Origin of the sequence: Thalassotalea sp. G20_0 (assembly GCF_017744175.1) — a bacterium.
Taxonomy (GTDB): Bacteria; Pseudomonadota; Gammaproteobacteria; order Pseudomonadales; family Endozoicomonadaceae; genus Endozoicomonas.
Genome location: NZ_JAGHQV010000265.1, coordinates 1 through 958, shown reverse-complemented (window position 1 = coordinate 958; position 958 = coordinate 1). Strand labels below are relative to the sequence as shown.

Genomic DNA, 958 nt, shown 5'->3' with positions numbered 1-958 from the left:
GGACGGGTATGCCGTTGGCCATGATAAAACCATTGTGTTCCGGGGCAGCGAGCGGGTTTCCATGGATTATGTGGTGCACTCACGGCAGGTTGGAGAGGAGCTTGGCGTCCGGGTCATCCGTGACAAGCAGGTGCTGGATCTGACGGTTACGCTCTCTCAGCCGGTCAATAATGATTTGTTGCTCGGCTTTGATGGTCAGTCTGCTCCTTCATACTTTATCTATCAGGGACTGGTGTTTACCAAAGTGACCAGGGAGCTGCTGATGGGGGCTGGCCATGACCTGATTTCCTATGCAGGCCTGACGCCGGTATTGCTCAATAATTTCCGGTTTGCCAATGAAGATGAAGTGGTTGTCATTCTGAAAGTCCTGCCCCATGAGGCCAACCGGGGTTATCACAATATCTTCCTGAGAAGGGTTGACAGTGTTGGCTCGGAAAAAGTCAAAAACCTCAGGCAGCTGGTCAACCTGATCGAATCGACAGAGGAGGATTTTCTGGAACTCAACACCGGCTACAGGGGGTTGGAGAAAATTGTCCTGAATACTCACCTGGCAGATATCGTTAATGGGGAGGTCATGTTGCTTAACGGTATTCAGCATGATCGCTCTAAAAACTTCCGTACAAAAAATGCAGTGCTGCAGATGGTAATACCTGCAACAGTGAGGAAGTCATGAATGTTTAACATTTTATCGCCTTATCGCCTGCCTGAATGATTCAGCTGTTTCAGTATATCAGTGCACATTTTGGTCAGCCCATTCATTAACGATATCAGTGGAAATGTTGAGAAATCGGCTCCAAGGATTAACCGGCCATAAATATCATAAAAATTCGCGTTACGTGTGCAGGTATAAGCGTCATCAGGGTAGAGCGCTTCGCTGAGGTGCTGATCATTTATGTGGTTCATATAGCAGTCAGTCGGGTCATACTCGTCAAGAGCTGTCCCTTATCCACATCTCCGA

General features: G+C 48.1%; 1 protein-coding gene. It reads left to right on the top strand.

Features of this window, described 5'->3' with window-relative positions; genetic code table 11:
- A partial coding sequence (locus J7438_RS25970) for a PDZ domain-containing protein (protein ID WP_209278926.1) occupies positions 1 to 673 on the top strand: 673 nt, incomplete at its 5' end.
- Positions 674 to 958 lie beyond the last annotated feature (285 nt).